The sequence below is a fragment of the Rhodococcus jostii RHA1 genome, assembly GCF_000014565.1.
Lineage (GTDB): Bacteria > Actinomycetota > Actinomycetes > Mycobacteriales > Mycobacteriaceae > Rhodococcus_F > Rhodococcus_F jostii_A.
This window is the reverse complement of the sequence record NC_008268.1, coordinates 1420520-1444586: the sequence shown is the minus strand read 5'-3', so window position 1 is coordinate 1444586 and position 24067 is coordinate 1420520. Positions and strand designations below refer to the sequence as shown.

Annotated in this window: 20 protein-coding genes; 8 read left to right on the top strand and 12 right to left on the bottom strand. The window is 67.7% G+C overall.

Features of this window, described 5'->3' with window-relative positions; translation table 11 throughout:
- The first annotated feature begins 33 nt into the window (after positions 1–33).
- The 3 genes from aroQ (at position 34) to RHA1_RS06620 (ending at position 3453) form a co-directional block, all read left to right on the top strand.
- Positions 34–474 carry a type II 3-dehydroquinate dehydratase gene (gene aroQ / locus RHA1_RS06630; protein ID WP_005248177.1) on the top strand — a complete coding sequence of 147 codons (441 nt, stop codon included), beginning with the start codon at positions 34–36 and terminating at the stop codon, positions 472–474.
- Positions 475–481: 7 nt separating this feature from the next.
- Entirely contained in the window at positions 482–2416 is a 1935-nt protein-coding gene (locus RHA1_RS06625) for a sugar phosphate isomerase/epimerase and 4-hydroxyphenylpyruvate domain-containing protein (RefSeq protein ID WP_011594409.1), read from the top strand.
- Positions 2417–2676: 260 nt separating this feature from the next.
- On the top strand, positions 2677–3453 hold the full coding sequence (locus RHA1_RS06620; protein ID WP_011594408.1) for a M23 family metallopeptidase: 777 nt from the start codon (positions 2677–2679) through the stop codon (positions 3451–3453).
- Positions 3454–3469: 16 nt separating this feature from the next.
- Here RHA1_RS06620 and RHA1_RS06615 read toward each other — a convergent pair whose 3' ends face one another.
- Entirely contained in the window at positions 3470–4483 is a 1014-nt protein-coding gene (locus RHA1_RS06615; RefSeq protein ID WP_011594407.1) for a LacI family DNA-binding transcriptional regulator, read from the bottom strand.
- Between the two features lie 72 nt (positions 4484–4555).
- On the opposite strand from RHA1_RS06615, the gene RHA1_RS06610 reads away from it, so the two are divergent.
- Both RHA1_RS06610 and RHA1_RS06605 read left to right on the top strand, forming a co-directional pair.
- Complete coding sequence (locus tag RHA1_RS06610) at positions 4556–5743, top strand: phytanoyl-CoA dioxygenase family protein (RefSeq protein WP_011594406.1); 1188 nt, start codon at positions 4556–4558, stop codon at positions 5741–5743.
- 70 nt (positions 5744–5813) lie between these two features.
- On the top strand, positions 5814–6680 hold the full coding sequence (locus RHA1_RS06605) for a sugar phosphate isomerase/epimerase family protein (RefSeq protein WP_011594405.1): 867 nt from the start codon (positions 5814–5816) through the stop codon (positions 6678–6680).
- Between the two features lie 40 nt (positions 6681–6720).
- Here the strand turns inward: RHA1_RS06605 and RHA1_RS06600 are convergent, their stop codons facing one another.
- Entirely contained in the window at positions 6721–7773 is a 1053-nt protein-coding gene (locus tag RHA1_RS06600; protein WP_011594404.1) for a LacI family DNA-binding transcriptional regulator, read from the bottom strand.
- A gap of 236 nt (positions 7774–8009) precedes the next feature.
- On the opposite strand from RHA1_RS06600, the gene RHA1_RS06595 reads away from it, so the two are divergent.
- Positions 8010–9479, top strand: coding sequence for a sugar porter family MFS transporter (locus RHA1_RS06595; RefSeq protein WP_009474066.1), 1470 nt, complete (start codon positions 8010–8012; stop codon positions 9477–9479).
- A 501-nt stretch (positions 9480–9980) separates the two neighbouring features.
- Here RHA1_RS06595 and RHA1_RS06585 read toward each other — a convergent pair.
- The 10 genes from RHA1_RS06585 to iolC form a co-directional block, all read right to left on the bottom strand.
- Positions 9981–10982: an ROK family protein gene (locus RHA1_RS06585; protein WP_011594401.1), complete on the bottom strand. Its 1002-nt coding sequence runs from the start codon at positions 10980–10982 to the stop codon at positions 9981–9983.
- Positions 10979–12370: an NAD(P)/FAD-dependent oxidoreductase gene (locus RHA1_RS06580; protein WP_011594400.1), complete on the bottom strand. Its 1392-nt coding sequence runs from the start codon at positions 12368–12370 to the stop codon at positions 10979–10981. The genes RHA1_RS06585 and RHA1_RS06580 overlap by 4 nt, the downstream gene beginning before the upstream one ends.
- 66 nt (positions 12371–12436) lie before the next feature.
- A complete protein-coding gene (locus RHA1_RS06575; RefSeq protein WP_011594399.1) occupies positions 12437–13942 on the bottom strand; it encodes a CoA-acylating methylmalonate-semialdehyde dehydrogenase in 1506 nt (501 codons plus the stop codon).
- Between the two features lie 11 nt (positions 13943–13953).
- Positions 13954–14826 carry a sugar phosphate isomerase/epimerase family protein gene (locus RHA1_RS06570; protein ID WP_005261338.1) on the bottom strand — a complete coding sequence of 291 codons (873 nt, stop codon included), beginning with the start codon at positions 14824–14826 and terminating at the stop codon, positions 13954–13956.
- A 5-nt stretch (positions 14827–14831) separates the two neighbouring features.
- The gene (locus RHA1_RS06565) at positions 14832–15932 is read right to left on the bottom strand and encodes a Gfo/Idh/MocA family protein (protein WP_009474062.1); all 1101 of its coding nucleotides are present in this window, start codon (positions 15930–15932) and stop codon (positions 14832–14834) included.
- A gap of 26 nt (positions 15933–15958) precedes the next feature.
- Positions 15959–16864 (bottom strand): sugar phosphate isomerase/epimerase family protein, encoded by a 906-nt coding sequence (locus RHA1_RS06560; RefSeq protein ID WP_009474061.1) that lies wholly within the window; start codon positions 16862–16864, stop codon positions 15959–15961.
- A 36-nt stretch (positions 16865–16900) separates the two neighbouring features.
- The gene (gene iolD, locus RHA1_RS06555; protein WP_193384924.1) at positions 16901–18859 is read right to left on the bottom strand and encodes a 3D-(3,5/4)-trihydroxycyclohexane-1,2-dione acylhydrolase (decyclizing); all 1959 of its coding nucleotides are present in this window, start codon (positions 18857–18859) and stop codon (positions 16901–16903) included.
- A complete protein-coding gene (gene iolB / locus RHA1_RS06550; protein WP_011594397.1) occupies positions 18856–19752 on the bottom strand; it encodes a 5-deoxy-glucuronate isomerase in 897 nt (298 codons plus the stop codon). The genes iolD and iolB overlap by 4 nt, the downstream gene beginning before the upstream one ends.
- Before the next feature lie 21 nt (positions 19753–19773).
- A complete protein-coding gene (locus RHA1_RS06545; protein WP_009474058.1) occupies positions 19774–20673 on the bottom strand; it encodes a Cgl0159 family (beta/alpha)8-fold protein in 900 nt (299 codons plus the stop codon).
- The gene (gene iolC, locus RHA1_RS06540) at positions 20666–21655 is read right to left on the bottom strand and encodes a 5-dehydro-2-deoxygluconokinase (RefSeq protein ID WP_050787255.1); all 990 of its coding nucleotides are present in this window, start codon (positions 21653–21655) and stop codon (positions 20666–20668) included. The genes RHA1_RS06545 and iolC overlap by 8 nt, the downstream gene beginning before the upstream one ends.
- A 202-nt stretch (positions 21656–21857) precedes the next feature.
- Between iolC and RHA1_RS06535 the strand changes: the two genes are divergently transcribed.
- Both RHA1_RS06535 and RHA1_RS06530 read left to right on the top strand, forming a co-directional pair.
- On the top strand, positions 21858–22595 hold the full coding sequence (locus RHA1_RS06535; protein ID WP_009474056.1) for a GntR family transcriptional regulator: 738 nt from the start codon (positions 21858–21860) through the stop codon (positions 22593–22595).
- A 31-nt stretch (positions 22596–22626) separates the two neighbouring features.
- Positions 22627–23988: an MFS transporter gene (locus RHA1_RS06530; RefSeq protein ID WP_011594395.1), complete on the top strand. Its 1362-nt coding sequence runs from the start codon at positions 22627–22629 to the stop codon at positions 23986–23988.
- Positions 23989–24067: the final 79 nt, after the last annotated feature.

Here is a 24067-nt window from a genome sequence, read left to right as displayed (position 1 = left end):
CACTAGTTCGTACAAATGGAGGTATAGCGCGCGATGACCGCTCCCGGACCGATCTTTGTTCTCAACGGCCCCAACCTGAACCTGCTGGGGCAACGGCAGCCCGAGGTGTACGGGCGGGAGACGCTCGACGACGTCGTCGAGTTGTGCCGCACGGCCGCCGCGAAAGCCGGACGTGAGATCGTCGCGCGGCAGTCCAACCACGAGGGCCATCTGATCGACTGGGTGCACGAGGCCCGGACCACGGCGTCGGGCGTCGTGATCAACCCCGGCGGTTTCACGCACACGTCGGTGGCGCTGCGCGACGCCCTGGTGACGCTCGAGGTGCCGCTCGTCGAGGTGCATATCAGCAACGTGCACGCCCGCGAGGAGTTCCGGCACCACTCGTACGTGTCCGGAGTCGCGACGGGTGTGATCGCCGGTCTCGGCATTCTCGGCTATGCGCTGGCCGTCGACTTCATCTGCAACAAGGGCTGACGCCACCATGGGACGACAGGTTCGTACGAGCGTTGCCACGGTATCCCTGAGCGGATCGCTGGAGGAGAAGGTCACCGCGATCGCGGCAGCCGGGTTCGACGGATTCGAGGTTTTCGAACCCGATTTCGTGAGCTCGCCGTGGTCGCCGCGTGAGCTGGCTTCCCGCGCAGCGGATCTCGGGCTCACCCTCGATCTGTATCAGCCGTTCCGGGATCTGGACTCCGTGGACGAGGCGACGTTCGCGCGCAACCTGATCCGAGCCGAGCGCAAGTTCGACATCATGGAGCAGCTCGGCTGCGACACCCTGCTGGTGTGCTCCTCGCCGTTGCCCGAGGCGGTGCGCGACGACGCCCGCCTGACCGAGCAACTCCACACTCTCGCCGAGCGCGCACACAGCCGGGGACTCCGCATCGCGTACGAGGCGCTGGCCTGGGGCACGCATGTCAATACGTACCGGCACGCGTGGAAGATCGTGCAGGACGCGGATCATCATGCCCTCGGTACGTGCCTCGACAGCTTCCACATCCTTTCCCGCGGCGACGACCCGTCCGGCATCCGCGACATCCCGGGGGAGAAGATCTTCTTCCTCCAGCTCGCCGACGCGCCCCGGATGTCGATGGACATCCTGCAGTGGAGCCGGCACCACCGGAACTTCCCGGGGCAGGGCAACTTCGATCTCGCGACGTTCGGCGCGCACGTTCAGGCCGCCGGATACAGCGGACCGTGGTCGCTCGAGATCTTCAACGACACGTTCCGGCAGTCGTCGACAGGCCGCACCGCCGCCGACGCTCACCGCTCGCTGCTGTACCTCCAGGAGGAGGTCGCACGCGTGCAGGCCGAGCACGGTGAGGACACCGGTCGCGGTCTGGCCCTGTTCGAGCCGCCGCCGCGCGCACCCCTCGAAGGCATCGTGTCGCTCCGGCTCGCGGCCGGTCCCGGCAAGGATTCCGACCTTCGGCAGGCGCTGCAGCACATCGGATTCCGTCTGGTTGGCCGCCACCGCAGCCACGACCTCCAGCTGTGGCGGCACGGCCGGATGACCATCGTGGTCGACGCGACCGCGGGCACCGTGTGGACCGCTCCGGGTCTGCCTGCGCACCTGCCGGTGCTCACCCAGATCGGTATCCGGTCGAGCGATCCCGATGCGTGGGGTGAGCGCGCCGCGGCGCTCGAGGTCCCGGTGCACGAGGTCCTGTTGCCCGGTGTGGACACGGCCCCCGAATCCGATGTGGTGCGTCTGAAGATCACCGATGCGACGTCGCTGGATCTGCGCGGCCCGGGCAGTGCCGCCTCGTGGCAGTCGGCGTTCGACCTGTATCCGACGGAGTCGCGCTGGCAGGACGAGGTGCCCGTGTTCACGGGAGTCGATCACGTGGCGCTCGCCGTGCCGTCCGACAACTGGGACGGCATCATGCTGCTGCTCCGTTCGGTGTTCGCGATGGCGCCGCACGAGGGTCTCGACGTCACCGACGCGGTCGGCATGATGCGCAGTCAGGCCCTGACGATGGACCAGACGGGTGCCGACGGCATCGACCGTCCGCTGCGCATCTCCCTGAACATGGTTCCGGGTGCGGTGTCGGGGAACTCCCACATCGCCGCGGCCCGGCGCGGCGGCATCAGCCACGTCGCGTTCTCGTGCACGGACATTTTCACCGCCGCCGCGACCATGCAGTCCAACGGGTTCGACCCCCTCGTGATCTCGCCGAACTACTACGACGATCTCGAGGCCCGCTTCGGACTCTCCCGCGAACTCCTGGACCGGATGAGCGGGTCCGGCATCATGTACGACGCCGATGCCCATGGCGAGTTCTTCCACCTGTTCACCCAGACGGTGGGCGCCGACCTGTTCTTCGAGGTGGTGCAACGCGTCGGCGGCTACGAGGGATACGGGGACGCGAACTCCGCGATGCGTTTGGCGGCGCAGCTGCGGGCTGCCGGTTGAGCGGCCGATTCGGAGGTCACGGAGCCCGCGGTCCCGACCGCGGGCTCCGTGACGTCGGACACTTCTGACGCGTGACCACTGTCGTCGATGTGCTCTCACGGGGTGCATGTGACTGATGAGGCCGGAAAATCCGGCGCGAGTCGATAGAGCGCTGCACATTCGTCAATGAGGCGCGCTGGATTCAGCCTGATCCGTACTAACCTGTGTCGAAACCGTGACCGTTTCGTTATCGATCACGAACTCGACAGAGGAATGTGGTTTTGGCTCTACACCCGAACACCGTCCCGCACACCCGCCGCACCCGGCGCCTCCGTTCGACGACGACCTCCCGCCGACGGCTGGTGGCGACCTCACTGGCGGCCGCTGCTCTGCTCGCATCCGGGGGCATCGCCTCCGCCGCGACCGGTGAGGTTGCGCAGGCGTCGACCGAGACGGGCGTGTCTCTCTCGACACCGCCCCAGTTCCTGCAGGTCACGCGCCCGGTGCCCGTCGACTACGCCGAGCAACTCCAGCGCGCCGCCCAGCGTGAAGTCGAGCGGCTCGCGTTCGAGAAGGCCGAGGTCGAGCGGCTGGCTCGCGAGGCCGCAGAACAGGCTGCCCGCGCGGCTGCGGCCGCGGAAGCGGCACGTCGACCCGCTGTGCTGGTCCCGGCCGACGGCACGTTCACCTCGGGCTTCGGTCCGCGGTGGGGCACCAACCACAACGGCATCGACATCGCCAACTCCATCGGCACCCCGATCAAGGCCGTCACCAACGGCACCGTGATCGAGTCCGGTCCCGCCTCGGGATTCGGGTTGTGGGTCCGCATCCAGCAGGACGACGGCACCACCGGCGTGTACGGCCACATCGACCAGTCATTGGTGTCGGTCGGGCAGCAGGTCCGGGCCGGCGACCAGATCGCCACCATGGGCAACCGGGGTCAGTCGACCGGACCGCACCTGCACTACGAGGTGTGGGCGGTCAACGGAACCAAGATGGATCCGGCGGGCTGGTTCCAGTCCCGCGGCGTGCCCGTCCCCCAGGGGCAGGGCAGCTAGGCGCTGATCCACGCCGTCACGGCTGGTTGTACGGGGTGACCACCCGGATGGGGGACGCGGCCGTCGTGACACCGCCGAGCGCGCCCCGCGCCTGCAGCAACATGCGGCACGCCAGGTGGGCGTCGGCCCGGAGATCGTGGTGCAGCACGGCGGAGAGCGTGCCGGCTCGCAGCAGCCGTGTGTTGTCCTCGTCGAGGTCGTGGGCGATGAACACGCGGCAGGTGCGGCTGGTCCGTTCGAATGCGCGGGCCGTGGCCACGTTGCCGCCGCCGATCGAGTAGACGGCCGCGATGTCCGGGTTATGTTCGAGCGCCCGGAGCACGAGGCTCTCGATGGTCGCGTCGAGTCCGTCGCTCTCCGCGATGTCGATCACCGCACGGTCGGTGCCGAAACTTCGCAGTGCGGCGCGGAACCCCATCTCCCGTTCCTCCTCTCCACGGAAGGCATTGCTGCTCAGCGTGATCAGGACGGCGGACGACAGGTCGCCGAGCCACTGGTCGACGAGGTAGGCGGCGGTCGCCCCCGCGGCCCGGTTGTCGATCCCGACGTAGCCGGCCCGCGAGCTGCCCGGGACGTCGGTGGCATAGGTGATCACCGGTATCCCCGCCGCGGTGAGCCGGTCGATGGCCTCGACGACCTCGACGGAGTCGGGTGCCTTCACGATCACGCCCTGCGTGCCGCGGGCTGCGATCCGATCGAGAGTCTCGACCATCGCCGGTGTCGAGCCGGTTTCCCGGAAATGGAACCGTGACCGCACGACGGCGGGGGCGAGAGCGGGCAGTTCTGCCTCCACGGCCGCACGGAATGCGGTGGTGAAGCGTTCGGGTGATTGCATGACGACGTCGACGAGGAACTTGCGCCCACTCAGCTTCAACTGGGTGCGTTGTTTGTCGAGATCGTGGATTGCCTGCTGCACTTCCGCTCTCGTCGATTCCCGTACTCCGGGGCGTTCGTGGAGCACGCGGTCGACGGTAGCCTCGCTCAATCCCGACTGCTGGGCGATCTCACGGATCTTGTAGCGGTGCTTCACAGCCGCCTCCTGAGGTGAAAATGATGGATTTCTGCTGTTGTTTGCCACTCACATCACGGCAAGACTATCCCCATGACCATCACGACTCCTCCGCCGACCGGCCGGCGTGACTGGATCCGCGACTCCGACTGCGACCTCGACGCGTTTCGCGCCTCCGTGGATCGCTCGACGAACCTCGCCGACTACCCGTTCGCTCAGTCCGTGGAACAGAACGTCCTGTTGTACCGCAGTGACGTGCTGATGCCCCACCTCGACGACGCGCAGTCCCGCCGCGCCGTGCAGACCGAACTGGGGCGCGCGCTCACGGACGGTCCCGGAATCGTGGTGTTCCAGAATGCCTTCAGTGATCTCGCGGTCCTTGACCGCGCCACCGAACAATTCGACCTCCTCATCGCGCAGCAACACGCGTCGGGTGGTGTGGTGGGTGACCACTTCGGCAAGGCGGGCGCCAACGACCGAATCTGGAACGCAGCGCAGAAGCTGGCTCTCGGCGCTCCGGACGTGTTCGCCGAGTACTACGCCAACGACATTCTCGCGCTGATCTGCCAGAGCTGGCTGGGCCCGCTGTATCAGGTGACGTCGCAGGTCAACGTGGTCAACCCCGGTGGTGCCGCGCAGGTGCCGCATCGGGACTACCACCTGGGCATCGTGCCCCGGCACGAACTGGCGGATTATCCGGCGCATCTGCATCGGATGTCGGCCACGTTGACACTGCAGGGGGCGGTGGCGCACTGCGACATGCCCGTCGAGAGCGGACCCACCCTGTATCTGCCGTACTCGCAACTGTTCGAGGCGGGATACCTGGCGTTCTCCCTGCCGGAGTTCGTCGAGTTCTTCCGCGACAGTCATGTTCAGCTGCCTCTGCGGAAGGGCGACGCGGTGTTCTTCAACCCGGCGCTCTACCACGGCGCAGGCCACAACCGTTCGCACGCGATCCGGCGGTCGGCCAATCTGCTCCAGATCTCGTCGCCGTTCGGCCGGGCGATGGAGGTGCTGGACCGGGAGGCCATGGCGAACGCCGTATACCCGACCCTGCTGGCACTGCAGAGTGCCGGGGCGAGCGAGCGCACCCTCCGCAATGCCGTCGTCGCGACGGCCGAGTGCTACCCGTTCCCCACCAACCTCGACCAGGATCAACCGGTGCACAGTCTCGCGCCGGCCACTCAGGTGGACACGGTCTGGGAAGCGTTGCGGGAGAACGCCGATCCGGCGGTGCTCGCGGAACGTCTGGCCGCACAGGCCACCCGGCGACAGCCGTGAGCGGGATTCCCGACACGGCCCCACTGTCACTGCAACAGCACCGACCGGTGCGATGGGATGAAATAGGACGATGACGATTCGACTTGCAGGTGCGCCCATTTCGTGGGGAGTGTGTGAGGTGGAGGGCTGGGGTCACCAGCTCGACCCCGACCGGGTGCTCACCGAGATGCGTGACGCCGGCCTGGCTGCCACCGAACTGGGTCCGGACGGATTCCTCCCCTCGGATCCGCGCGAGCTGACGGACACCCTCGCCCGGTACGACCTGACGGCGGTCGGGGGATTCGTTCCTGTGCTGCTCCACGATCCGGATCACGACGCCGTCGCTGCGGTTGGCGGGGCGATCGATTCACTCGTCGCGTCGGGGTCGGAGGTGATGGTTCTGGCGGCGGTCACGGGAGCCGTCGGTTACGATTCGCGACCGGAACTCGACGACTCGGGATGGAAGACGTTGTTGCGCAACCTCGACCGGCTGTCGTCGGCCGCCGCCGACCGGGGACTCCGGGCGGTGATCCACCCCCACGTGGGGACGATGATCGAGAACCGTGCCGAGGTGGACCGCATCCTGGACGGCTCGTCGATCCCGCTGTGCCTGGACACCGGACACCTGCTGATCGGTGGCACCGACCCCCTCGACCTCGTCACCACCGCCCCCGAGCGGATCGCCCACGCGCACCTGAAGGACGTCGATGCGGCGCTTCTCGCGCGGGTCCGGGCGGGCGAACTCACCTACACCGAGGCCGTCGCGCAAGGGATGTACACGCCACTGGGCACCGGAGACGTGGATATCGCCGGGGTGGTCGAGCGGCTGCAGATTCAGGGTTATGACGGCTGGTACGTCCTCGAACAGGACACCATCCTCGCGTCGGAACCGGAGGACGAAGGCCCCGTGCGCGACGTCGTCCGGAGCGTCGAATACCTGAGGAGCATCACGCAGTGAGTCCGTTGCCTCTGCGCTGAACGGCTGCAGCGGGACGCGGCTACGACCGGGCCGGACCGGTCGTGCCGCGCACCACCAGATGGGGGTCGATCACGAAATCTTGCGGGCCGAGGTCGTCGTTCTCGAGCCGGCCGATGGCGAACTGCACGGCGTGCCGCGCCAGACCCTCCGTGTCCTGCCGCACGGTGGTGAGGTCGATCTGCGACAACTGGGCAAGGTGGCTGTCGTCGTACCCGACGATCGAGATGTCGCCGGGCACGTCGACGTGGGCGCGGGTGAACACGTCCATCAGACCGATGGCGCAGCGGTCGTTGCCGGCGAGCACGGCGGTAGGCAGGCGGTCTTCGGCCAGCAGAGTGTTTGCGGCGGCGACACCTGCCGCTTCGCTGTGCTGACCGGGAATGACGCGGATGTGGTCGGAGAGGTCGTGCCTGCGCATCGCGGCGAGGTACGCGCGACGCCGCTCGGGTGACCCCGGGTCCGCGCCGCCGTCGACGTGCACGATCTCGCGATGCCCGAGTTCGACCAGGTGGTCGACGGACTGCCGGATGCCCTTGGCGTCCGCCGTCCGCACGGTGTCGACGGCGGTGTGGGGGAGTGCGCGGCCGACGACGGTGACGACGGCACGGTCCGCAAGCGTGCGCAGATAGTCCACCTCGGAGAGCGGGCCGAGCAGGATCAGGCCCTCGCAGCGGTGGCTGAGGAGGGCTTCGATCGCCTTGTGTTCGTCCCGGGTGGGTGCGCTCGCGGAGAGCAGCACCTCGTATCCGGCGGCCTCGGCCTCCGCGTAGACGGTTCCGATCAGATCGGCCTGGAAGGTCTGATGGACGTCGATGAGCACGCCGAGGGTGCGGCTGCGGCCGCGCGCGAGCATGCGGGCGGCCCGGTCGAGACGGTAACCGAGGTCGTCTGCAGCCTGGAGGACGCGGTCCCGGGTTTCGTCGGACGCTCCGGGCTTGTTGCTGAAGATCAGTGACACCAGGGTGCGCGACACCCCGGCCCGCGTCGCGACATCGGCCATCGTGGGGCGTCGGTGCAGGCCGGCCGGTAGCCGCTCCGCACCGTCGTGCGCGGCGGCTCGATCGTCGAGCATCTCGATCTCCCTCGGTTGTGTCGTCAGGGACATTCTCCCGCAGCGAGATCTCTGCCCTTGACACCCTCTGTGATTCACATCATAGTAGGTAACTGAAGCGCGTTAGTGAATCGCTTCAGTCCAGGAGAGAACGCCCCTTCGGCTGCATCGAGCCGAGCGCACTCGGGCGGTATCGACACGTGAACCGATCTTCCGTGTCGCGATGTGTGAGCATTCCCCAGAAAGGCCAACACCTGATGTCGACAACCCACTCGGCTGCCAGTGCCCGCGGAAGCGGCGGCGCTGCGCGCAACGAGCGCAGTCACAAACGCTTCCTGACCAAGCTCACCGTCATCTCCACGCTCGGGGGCCTGCTGTTCGGCTACGACACCGGTGTGATCTCCGGTGCGCTGCTCTACATGAAGGATGAGCTGAACCTCAGCGCCGTCGGCGAAGCAACCGTCGTGAGCTCGCTGCTCTTCCCGGGTGCCGCCGTCGGTGCGCTGCTGGGAGGCCGACTGTCGGACGCTCTCGGCCGCAAGCGCACACTCCTCGTCTGCGCGGGTCTGTTCCTCATCGGCGCACTCGGGTGTGCGATGGCCCCCAACGTGGAGATCATGGTGCTGGCGCGGATCGTCCTCGGTCTCGGTGTGGGCGCCGCAGCCGTCACCTGCCCGCTCTACCTGGCCGAGATGGCGCCGGTCGAGCGTCGCGGGCGGATGGTGACCATCAACGAACTGATGATCGTCACCGGTCAGATGCTCGCCTTCTCGATCAACGCGCTACTCGATCACCTCATCGAGGACCCGACGGTGTGGCGGTACATGCTGGCCATCGCCTCGGTGCCCGCGGTTCTGCTGCTGCTCGGCATGCTCGCGCTCCCGGATTCACCGCGTTGGTACGCGTCCAAGGGCCGGCTCGCCGAGACCCGCAGCACGCTCGAGCTGAGCCGCAGCGAGTCGGAGGCCGCAGTCGAGTACGCCAGCATCAGCCTCCACGCCGCCCGCGACCGGAACTCGAAGGTCAGTGGCGCCGTCCACTATCTGCGCGACTACCCGTGGATGCGCCGGATCCTCTGGATCGGCTGCGGTTTGGCCATCGTGCAGCAGGCGACGGGCATCAACACGGTCAACTACTATGCCCCGACGATCCTGGAACAGAGCGGGTTGGGCGTGAGCGCGTCCCTGGTGGCCACCATCGCGGTCGGTGTCACGTCTGTGGTCATGACGATTCTCGGAATCATCCTGCTGGGCTTCGTGAATCGTCGCAAGATGCTGCTGACCGGCTTCATCGGTGTGGCCTCCTCGCAGGCCGCGTTGTCGCTGGTGTTCCTGCTGCCCTCGTCCACGGGGCGCAGCTACATCATCCTCGCCGCGATGATGGTGTTCGTCGCCTTCGTGCAGTGCTTCATCGGAACCTGCGTATGGTTGCTGCTCTCGGAGATCTTCCCGATGGCCATCCGTGGGTTCGCCATGGGCATCGCGGTCTTCGTGCTCTGGACGACGAACGCCTTGATCTCGTTCGTCTTCCCGATCCTGAACTCCGTCCTCGGGTCCACCGGAACGTTCGGCCTGTTCGTCCTCGTCAACCTGATATCGGTGTACTTCGTGTACCGCTTCGTCCCGGAAACCAAGGGGCGCAGCCTCGAAGAGTTGGAGGACCGCCTCGGCGCAGGCAGGCCCGACGCGTCGGCTGCGGGAAGCACCGCCGCCGTCGCCGCCCACTGATCGCACGCTCTCACGTACCGGTGCCGCCGCCTTCGGGTGGTGGTGCCGGTGCGTGGTGGTGTGTGGCCAGCCTCCCGTGCAGTTCGTTCGGATACACCTCGTCCTGCTGGTCGTGGGAGCGCTCGGTGAGGAGTCGGAGGGCACGGTGAGTTCGATTGCTGCCCCTTCGGGTTCGGTTCGGATGATATCGCCGCGCGGCGTGGTCCATTCGAGGTTCCCTCCGCCGGTCCGGCGGACGGTCCAGGAGCCGTCGGTTTTCAGCCGGTGGTGACGTCGGCACAGGCACGCGAGATTCGACTCGACGGTGAGACCACCGTTCTCGGGGTGGTCGTGATCGAACGGCGTCGTGTGGTCGATGTCGCAGAGCCGCGCCGGGACCTGGCAGTCGGGGAAGCGGCAGTTGCCGTCGCGGGCCCCCGGAGTGGGCCGGGTTGATGCCGCGGCGGCCACCGACAAATGCGGCTCCGCCGCTCGTGAGTGCTCGACGAGTCCAGAGACTCGTCAACCACGCACGGGGAGCGGAGCTCCGTTCAGCAGCGCGTCCCTTGCCATCGTGGCGGCCCCGATCCGCTGGGCCGATTCGCCGAGTTGGGTTTCGCGGATGCGGGCGAGGGGGCGGTGTCCGGAACCGGTTGCAAGAGAGGCGTAGACGTCGCGCGCGTGGTCGAGGAACAGCGGAGCAGAGCCGCTGACGCCACCGGAGACGACGACGAGATCGGGGTCGTAGACGTCACCGACCATGGCGAGTCCGACGCCCAGCCACCGTGCGAACTCCTCCATGGTGCGCACGGCGAGCGGGTCACCGTCCCGCGCGGCGCTCGCGATGCGGCGGCCGGTGAGCGAGCCTGGATCGCTCGCGACCTCGCGTGCGAGCACCGTCGAACTCGTCGGGTCGGCGGCGAGGAGTTCGATGGCCGTGTCGACGAGCGCGGTTCCGCTGCAATACCGTTCCCAGCACCCCCGTTTACCGCAGGCGCACGGTCTGCCGCCCGGCACCACCTGGAGGTGGCCCAGTTCGGGAGCGACGCCGTAACTGCCCCGGTACAGGGTGCCGTCGATGAGCAGCGCCGCACCGATACCGGTGCCGATCGCGACCATCACGACATTGCGACCACCGGCGGCAGCGCCGAACCGGTGCTCCGCCCACGCCGCCGCGTTCGCGTCGTGTTCGAGGACCACCGGCAGTCCGAGCCGGTCGCTCAGGTCGTTCGCGACCGGCACGTTCTTCCACGGCAGGTGCGGGGCGAAGCGCACGGTGGTGAGGTCGGAACTGATGAATCCCGCCACGGCGAGACCGACGGCGGCGATCCGATGACGGGACGCGAGCTCGCGGACGGCGCGGTCGAGCGCGTCCTCGAGGGCTTTCGCCGACTGCGGCGTGGGTGCCTGGACGGAGTCGAGCACCTCGCCGGTCTCGTCGACCACGCAGGCACGGATACTGGTACCACCGACGTCGATGCCGACGGTGTGAGCGGAAGCAGGCACGGAGGGGACGGTACTCACCGTGCGGGGGCCGCCGCCGCCTCGGGTACCGCCCGGGAGGAATCCTCCCAGGCATCGAGCCGGTTGATCGCCGTCCTCGCGACCACCTGTTGCTCCGTGACCGCCAGGTGTCCCCGAGTTCTGCCCAGGAACGACCATGTCCAGGACATGGCGGTCGCGAGTCGGCTCTTGAATCCGACGATGTAGACCAGATGGATCAGGAGCCAGAGCAACCAGGCGAGCAGCCCGGTCAGTTGGAGGCGGCCGACCTTCGCGACCGCGTGGAAGCGGGAGATCATGGCCATGCTGCCCTTGTCCGTGTAGCGGAACGGGGCGCGTTCGGGCTTCTCGCGACCTTTCCGGTGGGCCCGCACCTCCGCGGCGATCAGCTGCGCGGCGTAGCGGCCGCCCTGGATCGCGACCTGCGCGACGCCGGGAAGACCGTCGCGGTTCATCATGTCGCCGACGACGAAGACGTTGCTGTGGCCGGGGAGGGTGAGGTCGGGTTCGACGAGGACGCGGCCCGCACGGTCGGTGGCGGCGCCGGTCTGTTCGGCCAGTTGCCGGCCCAGCGGACTGGCTGCGACACCGGCGGACCAGATCTTGCAGGCGGCCTCGATCCGCCGCTCGTCGCCGTCCTGGTCGCGGACGGTGAGTCCGTCGTCGTCGACGTCGGTCACCATCGCGCCGAGTTGGATCTCGACGCCGAGATCCTCCAGCGTGTCGGCGGCAGCCCGACGCAGCTTCTCATCGAAGGGCGGAAGCACCGTGGGCGCCGCGTCGAGGAGGATGATCCGCGCGTCACGGGGGTCGATGGTGCGGTAGGCGCCAGCGAGAGTGCGGTGCGCGAGCTGGGCGATCTCGCCGGCCATCTCCACTCCGGTGGGCCCGGCGCCGACCACGACGAACGTCAGGAGTCGCTCCCGCTCGGCGGGGTCGGTGCTCACCTCGGCGCTTTCGAAGGCGCCCAGGATCCGGCCGCGCAGCTCGAGGGCGTCGTCGATCGTCTTCATTCCGGGTGCGTGCTCGGCGAAATGGTCGTTGCCGAAATAGGATTGGCGGGCGCCTGCCGAAACGACGAGGCTGTCGTACTCGGTGACGGTGGTGCGGCCGCGGTGTGTGGACGTGACGGTCCGGTCGGCGACATCGATCTTCTCGACTCCGCCGATCAGGACGGACGCGTTCTGCTGGTCCTCGAGGACGAGCCGGGTCGCGGGCGCGATCTCACCCTCGGACAGGATTCCCGTCGCCACCTGATACAGCAACGGCTGGAACAGGTGGTGCGTCGTGCGATCGATCAGAGTGACATCGACGTCCGTCCGTTTCAGAGCCTTGGTGGCGAAGAGGCCGCCGAATCCCGATCCGATGACCACGACCCGATGACGGCGGGCGAGAGAGGTGTCGCTCATGAAGTTCCTTTCGATCGAACGGACTCCGCGCCGGACCGCGGACGGTCCGGCGCGGAGAACCAGTACCTATGCGTTCTGGGGGAAGCCGAGGTTGAGGCCACCGTGGCTGGGGTCGAGCCAGCGGGTGGTGACGACCTTGCCGCGGGTGAAGAAGTGGACGCCTTCGGTGCCGTGCGCGTGGGTGTCGCCGAACAGGGAGTTCTTCCAGCCACCGAAGCTGTAGTACGCCATCGGGACGGGGATGGGGACGTTGATGCCGACCATGCCGACCTCGACCTCGTTCTGGAACCGTCGGGCGGCGCCGCCGTCGTTGGTGAAGATGGCGGTGCCGTTGCCGAACGGGCTGGAGTTCACCAGTTCCAGGGCGTCGTCGTAGGACCCGACGCGGATGACGGAGAGGACGGGTCCGAAGATTTCGTCGGTGTAGACGGACATGTCGGTGGTGACGTGGTCGATCAGGGTCGGGCCGAGCCAGAACCCGTCCGCACCGCCATTGGCCTGCACGGTGCGCCCGTCCACGACGATGGTGGCGCCGTCCTTTTCGCCGGCGTCGATGTAGGAGGCGACCTTGTCGCGGTGCACCTTGGTCACGAGCGGTCCCATGTCGGAGTCCTGGGTGCCGTCGCCGATCTTCAGCGTGTCGGTGCGGTCCTTGATCTTGGCGACGAGTTCGTCGGCGATGTCGCCGACCGCGACCAGGGCACTGATGGCCATGCAGCGTTCGCCGGCGGAGCCGAAGCCGGCGTTGACCATGGCGTCGGCGGCGAGGTCGAGGTCGGCGTCGGGGAGGACGATGGCGTGGTTCTTCGCCCCGCCGAGGGCTTGGACGCGTTTGCCGTGGGCGGTGCCGGTGGCGTAGACGTACTGGGCGATGGGGGTGGACCCGACGAAGCTGATGGCCTTGATGGCGGGGTTGGTGAGCAGTTCGTCGACGGCGGTCTTGTCGCCCTGCAGGACGTTGAACACGCCGGCGGGCAGGCCGGCTTCGGCCCAGAGTTCGGCCATCCAGATCGCGGCGGTCGGGTCCTTCTCGCTGGGCTTGAGGACGACGGTGTTGCCGGCGGCGATGGCGATGGGGAAGAACCACATCGGGACCATGGCGGGGAAGTTGAACGGGGAGATGATCCCGACCGGGCCGACGGGTTGGCGGAGGGAGGAGACGTCGATGTTGGTGGAGGCGTTCTCGGTCATGCCGCCCTTGAGCAGGTGCGCGATGCCGCAGGCGAATTCGACGACCTCCTGGCCGCGGGACACCTCACCGAGGGCGTCGGAGACGACCTTGCCGTGCTCGGCGGTGATGATCTCCGCCAACTCGCCCTTGCGGGCGTTGAGCAGTTCCCGGAACGTGAAGATCACCTGGGTGCGCTTGGCGAGGGAGGTGTCGCGCCAGGCGGGGAACGCGGCGGCGGCGGCGTCGATGACGGCGCGGGCGTCCTCGACGCTGGCGAGGGCGACCTGACCGGTGACGGCACCGGTGGCCGGGTTGGTGACCGGGGCGGTGTTGCCGCTGGTACCGGCGAATCCCTTGCCGTCGGACCAGTGTGCGATTTCGCGAGTGATGTTGGTGCTCATGTGTTGTCCTTTCACCGCGTGCGCGCGATGTAATCCTTCATGGTCTTCAGTTGGTAGCGGGAGACGTCGTGAGCGTTCTCGTCTTCGGCGAACACACTGGACACCATCACCGTGTCGGGTTTGTCGTAGAAGCCGAGTTCGCCGAGTCCGCCGAAGAACTCGTCCCAGTCGAGGTCGCCGTCACCGATCTTCAGGTGCTGGTGGACACGCACCGGGTTGCCGGGCGGGTTGGTGATGTACCGCAGTCCGTGGGAGCGGTGGTGATCCATCGTGTCCGCGACGTGGACGAGCCGCAGCATGTCTCCGGCCGCGCGCATGATCTCGAGCATGCCGGCGCCCATGTGGTACGAGTGGCACGCGACGTACACCAGTCCGAAGTTCTTGGAGTTGATGCCGCGGATCATCCGGATGGCGTCCAGACCGTTCTCCACGAAATCGTCGGGGTGCGGGTCGATGCGAACGTCGATGCCTTCACGCTCGATGATGGGGACGAGTTCCTCCATCGACCGGTAGAAGGCGCGCTCCGATTCCTCGGCCTTCTCCGGGCGGCCGCTGAACTCGGTGTTCATCACGTTCACACCGAGGTCGACCGTGATCTGAATTGCGCGCTTCCAGTACCGCACCGCCGCCTCGCGGGCGTCTTCGTCCGGGCCGGACCACCGCAGGACCGGCAAAACGGAGGCGATTCCGACGCCCGCGTCGCTGCAGGACTTGCGGAACTGCCGGACCAACTCGTCGTCGGCCTTCGGGTGGTTGAAGAACGGGATCATGTCGCGATGCGGGGTGAGCTGCAGGTGTTCGAAGCCGAGTTCCGCAACTACCGCCGGCAGTTCGAGAAGTGAGTAGTCGTGGTGGAAGGGGGTGGGATCGAGTGCAATCTTCATCGTGTTCAGGCCCCCGGTCCGATGGGTCGCTCCGCAGGCTCCGCTCCTGGGATGGAGGAACGGTCGACCATGTCGACGGCCACACGTTCGCCGGTCTCGAGCGACTGCACGCCGGCGGCGCACACGGCAGCGGCGGCGTAGCCGTCCCACGCACCCGGTCCGTCGATGTAGTTGCCGGTCTCCGCGCCCGTGCGTGCGGCGTTGACCCAGCGCTGGATCTCGACGTCGTACGCCTGGCCGAAGCGCTCCTTGAACGAGGGGGTGATCTCCCCGCCCGACATACCTGCGCCCGAGCGGCCGTTGCCCGCGCCGGTGCCGAACTTGCGGACGAGTCCGACATCGAGACCGATGAACGCCGAACCCTTCTCGGCGACGATCTCGGTGCGCACCTCGTAGGCGACACCGGTGGTCACGAAGACCTCGACGTCGACGTGGCGACCGGACTCGGTGCTGAAGAGCGCGATCTGCGGGTCCTGCAGTCCCTCGGGCGCACCGGGATTCGCGGCCGGCCGGAGGATGTGGACGGAGGTGATCTCCTCGTCGAACAGGAATCGGGTGACGTCCACCTCGTGGACCAGCGAGTCCTTGACGATCATCGAGCTGTCGAAGCTCGGCGGCACGGCGGGGTTGCGGTGCACGCAGTGGGCGAGGAGCACCTGCCCGAACGTTCCGTCGTCGATGAGCGTCTTCAGCTGCTCGTACTCGTGGTCGAAACGTCGCATGAAGCCGACCTGGATCAGCTTCTTGCCGAGTTCGGCTTCGCGCTTGACGATCTCGAGGGACGTGGCGACGTCGGTGGTCAGCGGCTTCTCACACATCACCGGCTTGCCGTGCTCGAGGCAGGCGAGAAGCTGCTTCTCGTGGGTCGGGCCGGGGGTGGCCAGGACGACGGCGTCGACATCGGGGTCGGCGATCGCGTCGAGGGGGTCGCCGATCACCCGGCAGCCGGGGATCCCGGCGGCGATCTGCTCGGCCTTCTCGATGAAGTAGTCGTTGACGACGGCGACCGTGGCGCCCTTGATGCGCTCGGTGATGCGTGCGACGTGGTCGGCGCCCATCATTCCGACACCCAGGACGGCGATGCGCAGGTCGTTGCTTCCGGACATAGCTGACTAGCTCCTGACGTGGTCGGTTAGACGAACTTGACGGACGGGATCCCGCAGGACCCCAGGTACTTACGGGTGCGCTGGGCGATCGGCAGCGGAACGTCCACGGCGCAGGGGTAGAGATCCTGCTCGACGATCGCGAACACGTCGATGTCGAGCTTCTCGATCGCGGCGAGCAGCGGCGGCAGGTCGGGGATGCCGAGCGGCGGCTCGATCATCGCACCGAGCTTGACGGCCTCGCCGAACGGCAGGTCCTCGGCCTCGACCTTGGCGCGGACCTCGGGATCGACCTGCTTGAGGTGCAGGTAGCCGATCCGCTCGGGTGCGCGTTCGATGATCGCGAGGTTGTCGCCGCCGCAGTAGCTGATGTGGCCGGTGTCGAGGCACAGGTTCACGAACTCGCTGTCGGTGCCGTCGAGGAAGCGGTACACGTTCTCCTCGGTGTCGACGTGGCTGTCCGCGTGCGGGTGGTACTGCGCCTTCACTCCGTACTGCTCGAACATCTTCTTGCCCAGCTCGTTCATGCCGCCGGTCTTCTTCTTCCACTGTTCTGCAGTGAGATTGCGGTCCTCGAGCACCTCGCCGCTGCTCGGGTCGCGCCACATCTCCGGGATCACGACCACGTGCTTGCCGCCGACGGCGGCGGTCAGTTTGGCGACGTCCTCGATCTGGGTCCACACGGCATCCCAGGAGTCGTCCTGGTGCAGGTGCTCGAACACGGTGCCTGCCGACAGCTTCAGATTGTGGGCGGCGAGTTCGTCGCGGAGCTGCTGCGGATCGGTGGGCAGGTAGCCGTACGGCCCCAGCTCGATCCACTCGTATCCGGATGCCGAGACCTCGTCGAGGAACCGTCCGTACGGGGTCTGCTGCGGGTCTTCGGGGAACCAGACGCCCCAGGAGTCGGGGGCGGATCCGACGCGAATGACGCTCATCGGGGAATCCTTTCGAAAGTATTTACTGGGGGAGAGTTAGTTGCCGGACGGGCGGAGGAACGGGCGCTGGATCTTCTTCCACTGCGCGTACGTCTCGTAGGCGGTCCGGGTGGAGTCGAGAGTGCTGGTCGAGCTGACCGGGACGTCCCACCAGGATTCGCTGTCCGGTGCGGCGATCCGCGGGTCCGTCTCGACGTGGATGACGGTGGTGTTGTCGCTGGCCTTCGCCACTTTGACGGCGTCGGCGAACTCGGCGGCCGTGTTCGCGCGGATCACGTCGGCGCCGAGGCTCGCCGCGTTGGCCGCCAGGTCGACGGGCAGGATGTCGCCGTCGAGCCGGCCGGAGTCGCCGCGGTAGCGGTAGTCGGTGCCGAACCGCTGGGAGCCGAGCGACTCCGACAGCGATCCGATGGAGGCGAAGCCGTGGTTCTGCACGAGGACCACGATGACCTTGACGTTCTCCTGCACGGCCGTGACGAGTTCGGTGGCCATCATCAGGTACGAGCCGTCGCCGACCATGATGAACACGTCGCGATCGGGGCAGGCCATCTTGGCGCCGATGCCGCCTGCGATCTCGTAGCCCATGCACGAGAAGCCGTATTCGACGTGGTAGCCCTTGGGGTCGCGGGTGCGCCACAGCTTGTGCAGGTCGCCGGGCATGGAGCCGGCGGCGCACACGACGACGTCGCGAGGATCGGACAGCGTGTTGGCGAGTCCGATGACCTGGTTCTGGTTGAGGCCGAGGGAGTCGTCGTCGATCTTGTAGACCGAGGCGACCGTCGACTCCCAGTGATCGGCGAGTTCGGCTGTGCGCGAGCGGTACTCGTCGGGAACCTGGTAGTCGCCCAGTGCCGCGGTGAGCGCCTCGAGCGCCTCGCGGGCGTCCGCGACGACGCTGACGCCGCCCTGCTTCACCGAATCGATCGACGCGACGTTGATATTGACGAACCGCACGTCCGGGTTGTTGAACGCGGTGCGCGACGCCGTGGTGAAGTCGCTGTAGCGGGTGCCGATGCCGATGATCACGTCGGCCTCGGTGGCGAGAGCATTGGCCGCCGTGGTGCCGGTCGAGCCGATCGCGCCGACCGACTGCGGGTGGTCGTAGGGCAGTGAGCCCTTGCCTGCCTGACTCTGACCGACCGGAATGCCGGTCGTCTCGGCGAACGCGGCCAATGTCTCGGTGGCGCCGGAGTAGATCAGGCCGCCGCCCGCGACGATCAGCGGTTTCTTCGCCGACCGGATCACGTCCGCGGCCCGCGCGATCACCGACTTCTCGGGGAGCGGCCGGGCCACGTGCCACGTGCGCTCGGCGAACAGCGACTCCGGCCAGTCGAACGCCTCCGCCTGCACATCTTGCGGAATGGCGACGGTGGCCGCACCCGTCTCGACGGGGTCCGTCAGCACGCGCATCGCGCCGAGCAGCGCCGAAGGCAACTGCTCCGGCCGCCATACGCGGTCGAAGTAGCGCGACAGCGGTTTGAATGCGTCGTTGACGGTGACGTCACCGCTCGACGGCAGTTCGAGTTCCTGCAGCACCGGTGCGCTCGCGCGGGTCGCGAACGTGTCGGCGGGCAGGAGCAGGACGGGCAGCCGGTTGATGGTGGCGAGCGCCGCGCCGGTCAGCATGTTGGTCGAGCCGGGGCCGACGCTGGCCGACACCGTCCATGTCTGCAGCCGATCCTTCTGGCGTGCGTACGCGACCGCGCTGTGCACCATCGCCTGCTCGTTGCGCCCGAGGACGTACGGCAGTTCGGATTCGGTACCGGCTTCGACGGCGTCGATCTCCGCCTGCAGCAGTGCCTGACCGAGTCCGGCGACGTTGCCGTGGCCGAAGATGCCGAAGCACCCGGCGAAGAACTTGGTACGTTCGCCGTCCCGCTCGACGTACTGGTTGGCGAGGAAACGGATGGTTGCCTGAGCCACCGTGAGGTGGACGGTGCCCTCGGCGTTGGGGTTCTTGCTCGCCGACATCGGCGCGGTGGACACCACGGTCATGCTCCTTCGGACGGTGCGTGGAGGGGGAGGCGGGGATCGACGGTCTGGTGTTCCCAGCTGCCGCGCAGCCAGGTGTGGGCCGGGTCGTCGCAGATGTTCCAGGCGCGGTCTTCGCCGGGCCCGGCCATGACGTTCAGGTAGTACATGTGATGTCCGGGGGCGGCGATCGACGGTCCGTGATAGCCGTGCGGCACGAGGACCACGTCGCCGGAGCGCACTTCCTCGAGCACCTCGATGGGCCGCTCGGGAGTGCCGTACACGCGATGGTAGCCGAATCCGGTTCCGCCGAAATCCACTGCGGTGGCATTGGCTTCGGCGATCTCGAAGTAGTAGATCTCCTCGAGCTGCGACTCGACGTCGCTGTTCTCGTCGTGCTTGTGGCTCGGGTACGACGACCAGTTGCCACCAGGAGTGATGACCTCGCACGCGATGATCGAATCGGCCTCGAAGCGATCGGCGGTGCCGAAGTTGTGCACCTGGCGGCTGCAGTTGCCCGCGCCGCGCAGTTCGACGGAGATGTCGGCTGCCGGGACGTACCGGAACGGGAACTTCTGCCGCGCGCGGGCCCCGCACAGGGCGAACCGTCCACCGGTCGCGCTGGACACCGTGTAGGCCGAATCCCGCCCCACGTAGGCGAAGTCGCTCGGTCCGTCGAACACGGACCTCCGTCCGGTGAGGGCGAACTCGGTGCCCTCGCTCGACACCGCCGCGGACCCGGCCAGTGGAACGACGATGATCTCGTCGTCACCGGACGCGAGTTCGGCCGACCCGCCGGGGGCCAGGGTGAGCACCCGGAGGCTCGATTCGGTCCAGCCCGCGGATTCGGGGGTGACCTCGAGGTCGAACGGTCCGGTGGCCGCGGAACCGACCGGCACGTAGTACTTGCTGTTCATCGTGGGCCTCTCCGGCGTGCGTCAGTGGACGAGGGATACGGCGGTGTCGACCGCGGCGGCGACGTCCTCGTCCCGCGGGTACAGCAGGGTGCGCCCGACGATCAGGCCGCGGACGGACGGCAGTGCGAGGGCCTTGGCCCAGCTCGCGAATGTCTCCTCGGGGGCTGTCTGCGGGTCTCCGCCGAGCAGCAGCGTCGGAAGCGTCGTCGCGTCCATGACGCGTTCCATTTCGTCCACCACCGGAAGCTTCATCCAGGTGTAGGCGGACGTGGACCCCAGGCCCTGACTGATGTGGATGGACTTGATCACGGCGTCGGCGCTGAGATCGTTCTTGACCTTGCCGTCGACACGCCGCGACAGGAACGGTTCCACCATGGCCATCAGTCCGGCTTCGGCCAGCGCATCGACCGCCTGGGCGCACGCGGTGAGGGTGGAGAGGGTGCCGGGGTCGTCGAGATCGATGCGGCACAGCATCTTTCCGCCGTTCATGCCGGCCTTCGCGGTGCCGGCCGCGGTGTAGCCGGTCATCCGGTCGTCGAGTTCGAAACTGGCGCCGGCCAGGCCGCCGCGGTTCATCGACGAGATGACCACCTTGTCGTCGAGCGCGCCGAGCAGCACCAGATCGTCGAGGATGTCGGCGGTGGCGAGCACCCCGTCCACACCGGGGTTGCGCAGGGCGGTGCGGAGGCGGTCGAGGAGGTCGGTGCGGCTGTTCATCGCGGTCGGACGGTCGCCGACCGAGAGCGCGCCGCGGGCGGGGTGGTCGGCGGCGACGATCATCAGCCGGCCGTTACCGCGCACCGTGGGCCGGGCGATCCGGGTAGCCCAGGCGCGATCGATGGCGGCCGGGTCGTTCGCGCGTACCTCGGTGACGTCGGCGTAGGACGCGCAGACTGCGCGGTGGGCGAGAGTTTCAGACATTGACAGCCTCCGAAGTGGTGGAATCGGCGAGCGCCCGGACCTCGTCGGCCGTCGGCATCGCGGTGGAGCATTCGAGGCGGGAGGCGACGATCGCCCCCGCGGCGTTGGCGTAGCGCAGGATCTTCTCGAGTGGCCACCCGGCGAGCAGGCCGTGGCACAGCGTGCCGCCGAAGCTGTCGCCGGCACCGAGGCCGTTGACCACCTGGACGTCGTTCGGGGGCACCGTGATGCTCTGGGAGCGCGTCTTCCCGAGAACGCCCTTGGGGCCCTGCTTGACGATGGCCAGTTCGACGCCGAGATCGAGCAGCGCGTCCGCGGCCTTGTGTGCGTTGGCCTCGCCGACCGCGATCTCGCACTCCTCACGGTTGCCGACCGCGACGGTGACGTGCTGGAGGGCCCGCTGCACCTGAGCGGTGGCGTCGGCGGCGGAGGACCAGAACATCGGGCGGTAGTCGAGATCGAGGACGGTATGGGTGCGGCGTCCGCGGGCCTCCCACGCTGCGAAATGCGCGCTGCGGCTGGGCTCTTCGGACAGTCCGGTGACCGTCGACCAGTAGAGCTTCGCGTCGCGGACCGCGTCGAGATCGATGTCCGCCGGCGTCACCTGCAGGTCCGGGGCGACGGGCTTACGGTAGAAGTACAGCGGAAAGTCGTCCGGCGGGAAGATCTCACAGAACGTGACCGGAGTGGGGTGTTCGGTGTCGATGCCGACGTAGCGGTTGTCGACGCCGAGGTCGGTGAGTGCCGTGCGGACGAAACGTCCGAATGGATCGTTGCCGACGCCCGAGATGAGGGCGCTGCGGCAGCCGAGGCGGGCGGCGGCGACGGTGACGTTGGCCGCGCTTCCGCCGAGGAATTTGCCGAACGTCTCGACGTGTTCGAGGCCGACTCCGGTCTGCAATGGGTAGATGTCCACACCGCAGCGCCCGATGGCGAGGACGTCCAATCCATTCCGGTTGGTTTGCGTCTGGATGGTGGTCAAGGCTGACTCCCGAATAGGTCGTTGTGGGTGGTCTGCGCAGGGCGCCGAGGTCTGGTTGAAACTGTGCTCCACATCACCGGCTCCTGTCAAGACTTTGTCCTGACATTATTACTTGAAGTCAATCTGGTGTTAGTGTTCGCATACACTGCCGGAAAGATCGGCGACGGCGACGTCGCCCCGCGCACGAGGATCGGAGTTGTCCGTGGGTGCACCACTCGCAGTCGAGCTCGACCGATCGAGCCCGGTTCCGCTGTATTTCCAGCTCGCGCAGACGATCGAGAACGCGATCATCGGCGGGGAGCTTGCCCCGGGTGACCGCTTCGAGAACGAATTGGCGCTCGCCAAGCGTCTGAACCTGTCACGTCCCACCACGCGCCGCGCCATCCAGGAGCTCGTCGACAAGGGGCTGCTCGTCCGCAAACGCGGCGTCGGAACCCAGGTGGTGCAGAGCGCCGTGCACCGGCCGGTCGAACTCACCAGCCTCTTCGACGACCTCGCGCGGGCGGGGCAGAGCCCGACCACCAAACTCCTCGACTACCAGGTATCCGTGCCGGCCGAAGACGTCGCCGCCGAACTCAACCTGCAGCCCGGCGCCGAGGTCGCGTCCATCCGGCGCCTCCGCAGCACCAACGGCGAGCCGCTGGCGCTGATGACCAACCACATCCCGGTGGACCTCGCGCCGGATCCCGAGGAGCTGGAGGCGCACGGCCTCTACCACGCCCTCCGGGCCCGCGGCGTGCACATCCGTCTCGCGCGGCAACGCATCGGCGCGAAAGCGGCGAGCAAGGCGGAGGCGTCGCTGCTCGACGAGAAGACCGGTGCACCGCTGCTGACGATGAACCGGACCGCGTTCGACGACTCGGGAAGCGCCGTCGAGTTCGGTAGCCACTGCTACCGCGCGTCGCGGTACTACTTCGACACGACCGTTGTCGATCGCTAGAACCGCGCGCGCGACGTCGTTCCCCCGTGGAATGGCCCTGCTGGTGGCAGGCGCCCTCTTCATGGAGATTCTCGACGCCACCATCATCGCGCCGGCTGTCCCGCTGATCGCCGAGTCGTTCGATGTCGACGCAGTCGACGTCAACATTGCGATCTCCGCCTACCTGGTGACGGTCGCCGTCCTCATCCCCGCGAGCGGGTGGGTGGCCGACCGGTTCGGGACGCGCCGCGTGTTCGTGGCCGCCATCGCCGTGTTCACGCTGGCGTCCATCGGGTGCGCGGCGAGTGTGTCGTTGCCGATGCTCGTCGCGATGCGGGTGCTGCAGGGGGTCGGCGGCGCCATGATGGTGCCGGTCGGGCGGCTCGCGGTGCTGCGGTCGAGCACGAAGAGCGACCTCGTCCGCGCGATAGCCCTGCTCACGTGGCCCGCGCTCGCGGCGCCGGTCATCGCGCCCCTGCTCGGCGGTGCGATCGCCACCGTCGGCTCGTGGAGATGGATCTTCGTCATCAACATTCCCATCGGGGTCCTCGGAATCCTGCTGTCGCTGAAGCTGGTTCACGGGGCGGGTTCGCGGTCGACGAGCAGGCTGGACTGGCGGGGCCTCCTCGGGGTCGGCACGGGAATCGCGGCAGCCCTCATCGCGCTGGAGAGCATCCGTGTGACGGGCACGGACTGGCGGCGGGTCGCGATCGGGGGAGTGGTCGCGGTTGTTCTGCTGGCGGCCTCGGTGCGCCATCTCGTCCGCACGCCCCACCCACTCGTCGACTTCCGCGTGCTGCGCGTCCGGACGCTGCGCACCACCGTCACCGGGGGTTCGCTCTACCGCCTGATCGTCACCGCGGTGCCGTTCCTGCTGCCGCTGCAGTTTCAACTCGGCTTCGGCTGGACGCCGTTTCTCGCGGGTCTGCTCGTCGCGGCGCTGTTCGCCGGCAACATTGCCATCAAGCCCTGTACGACGCCGCTGATGCGGCGCTTCGGGATCAGGCCGATTCTGCTGGTCAACGCACTCCTGTCCGTCGGCTGCTTCGGGCTGCTCGCCGCCCTGAGCTCGTCGACCCCGATGCCGGTCATCGCGGCGGTCCTCTTCGTGAGCGGAGCCCTGCGCTCGGTCGGATTCACCGCGTACAACAGTCTCGCGTTCTCCGACGTCGATCGTGCCGACCTCACGCACGCAAACACTCTCAACGCCGCCGTGCAGGAACTGGCGGCCGGACTCGGGATCGCGGTCGCGGCGCTCGCCCTCACCGCGTTCACGCCGTTGGCGACGTCGTCCGAGCACGGGTTCGGGTCCGAATATTCCTGGACCTTCGTCCTTTTGGGCCTGCTGATGCTGTGCACGGTGATCGACACGCTGCGTCTGCCGCGCGACGCCGGGGCAGCGGTCACGCGCTGAGCGCGCCTTCATCCGTCCACGCATCCGATCGATTTCCGGGCCGACGGCGGGGACACCCATGTCCGCGCATTTGATCTGT

Bases quoted from the DNA above. Each gene is read 5' to 3' on its own strand.
- RHA1_RS06565 (WP_009474062.1), bottom strand. From the start codon at position 15,932: ATGTCCGGAAGCAACGACCTGCGCATCGCCGTCCTGGGTGTCGGAATG.
- RHA1_RS06605 (WP_011594405.1), top strand. From the start codon at position 5,814: ATGACGATTCGACTTGCAGGTGCGCCCATTTCGTGGGGAGTGTGTGAG.
- RHA1_RS06600 (WP_011594404.1), bottom strand. From the start codon at position 7,773: ATGCTCGACGATCGAGCCGCCGCGCACGACGGTGCGGAGCGGCTACCG.
- RHA1_RS06580 (WP_011594400.1), bottom strand. From the start codon at position 12,370: ATGAGCGACACCTCTCTCGCCCGCCGTCATCGGGTCGTGGTCATCGGA.
- iolB (WP_011594397.1), bottom strand. From the start codon at position 19,752: ATGAACAGCAAGTACTACGTGCCGGTCGGTTCCGCGGCCACCGGACCG.
- RHA1_RS06570 (WP_005261338.1), bottom strand. From the start codon at position 14,826: ATGAAGATTGCACTCGATCCCACCCCCTTCCACCACGACTACTCACTT.
- RHA1_RS06560 (WP_009474061.1), bottom strand. From the start codon at position 16,864: ATGAGCGTCATTCGCGTCGGATCCGCCCCCGACTCCTGGGGCGTCTGG.
- RHA1_RS06625 (WP_011594409.1), top strand. From the start codon at position 482: ATGGGACGACAGGTTCGTACGAGCGTTGCCACGGTATCCCTGAGCGGA.
- aroQ (WP_005248177.1), top strand. From the start codon at position 34: ATGACCGCTCCCGGACCGATCTTTGTTCTCAACGGCCCCAACCTGAAC.
- RHA1_RS06595 (WP_009474066.1), top strand. From the start codon at position 8,010: ATGTCGACAACCCACTCGGCTGCCAGTGCCCGCGGAAGCGGCGGCGCT.
- RHA1_RS06610 (WP_011594406.1), top strand. From the start codon at position 4,556: ATGACCATCACGACTCCTCCGCCGACCGGCCGGCGTGACTGGATCCGC.
- RHA1_RS06575 (WP_011594399.1), bottom strand. From the start codon at position 13,942: ATGAGCACCAACATCACTCGCGAAATCGCACACTGGTCCGACGGCAAG.
- RHA1_RS06545 (WP_009474058.1), bottom strand. From the start codon at position 20,673: ATGTCTGAAACTCTCGCCCACCGCGCAGTCTGCGCGTCCTACGCCGAC.
- iolD (WP_193384924.1), bottom strand. From the start codon at position 18,859: ATGACCGTGGTGTCCACCGCGCCGATGTCGGCGAGCAAGAACCCCAAC.
- RHA1_RS06530 (WP_011594395.1), top strand. From the start codon at position 22,627: ATGGCCCTGCTGGTGGCAGGCGCCCTCTTCATGGAGATTCTCGACGCC.